We start from the raw sequence: 1,300 nt of genomic DNA on the forward strand, positions 1-1,300 counted from the left end.
CCAAGGGCAAGCTGTTCTAAGTGAAATTATACGGTGCGCAAAGTACCAAAATATAAAATCGGGCTTTTACTGGTGATGTGCGTTCACGGAACGCCACACGCAGCAAAGCCCGATTATTTTTTTTAAATTGTGCAGCGTTTATTTGTTTTCGTGGCGCATTCGCTAATTTTTACCGATCTGCGGCAAAGGGGAGCTGTAATCAGGGAAAAAAGCGTTTTCGTAGCTTATTGCGTCAGTTCACTCGTAGACACTCGTTCTGTAATTTTTATCAGGAATGCACGCTTCCGCGTTTCTCAAGAAACAGGCAAAAAAAAACCTGTCTAATGACAGGCTGGATATGCTTTCTTGGTTTGCATAAAAACAATATATCAAATATATTCTAAGCACGGTTATTAATTATTGACGTAATTAATAACGAAAGATTATGTAGATTACCGTCTGACATAATAATCAGGATAAAATCCCCGTGCGGTAAAGCGATTATAACCACACAAGATTTAAAATAAATCCCTTTCGTTGTTAAAACTTCTCCAGTGATTAATTCCGTTCGTTTAAATGGGTGGAAGGATTAGTGACGACAGCATTTAAGCGGTGACTTTCAGTGTGCTACTGGGGGATCTGAACAAAGCACACAGCAGAATGAGTAGTCTAAGGGTGATCGTGAGTATATTGGGTGTTATGCCCTTGCGATGATCAAACAAAGCCCACAGGCGGTCTTAAATGCGTTCAGGCGGTGATATAAGCCGTAATTAAGACAGGTGCAGCGTTATACCGTGATGCACTCCGATTGAAGCGACGCTCGGCTCCGTAGTGATGCTCCAGAGGGAAATACTCCTAAAGTGCCTTTATAGGTGCTTTAGGGTGAGTATTCCCTTCTATCTGCTCAACTCTCACCATAATGATACTAATCACTAAGTCAAAAACTTAAAAAAAAAGGTGTTTAAGATGGAACAAGTCATAGAGCTTTTAGGCAAAACAGTAAAATTCGTACATACAGAGAACGGCCATTTCTTTGAAGAACAAGGAAAGGTTACAGAAGTTTTATTGTCTTTAAGTGGTGAAAACAGAATTGCTTTAGATGAACAAGAATTATATTTGTTATCTGATCTGCTAGAACTTGAGGTGCTTTGAAAGCCTTACACAGCAAGCATTACATGAGTTTTCGTCAATATACCAAGGGCAAGCTGTTCTAAGTGAAATTATACGGTGCGCAAAGTACCAAAATATAAAATCGGGCTTTTACTGGTGATGTGCGTTCACGGAACGCCACACGCAGCAAAGCCCGATTATTTTTTTTAAA

Annotated in this window: 1 protein-coding gene; it reads left to right on the forward strand. The window is 39.8% G+C overall.

Annotation, left to right across the window (positions count from 1 at the left end; all coding sequences use genetic code 11):
• Nucleotides 1-945: 945 nt before the first annotated feature.
• Nucleotides 946-1,131, forward strand: coding sequence for a hypothetical protein (locus FTV43_RS15540; RefSeq protein WP_179995844.1), 186 nt, complete (start codon nucleotides 946-948; stop codon nucleotides 1,129-1,131).
• The last annotated feature ends 169 nt before the right edge of the window (nucleotides 1,132-1,300 follow it).

Source organism: Acinetobacter sp. YH16053 (assembly GCF_013417035.1).
Lineage (GTDB): Bacteria > Pseudomonadota > Gammaproteobacteria > Pseudomonadales > Moraxellaceae > Acinetobacter > Acinetobacter towneri.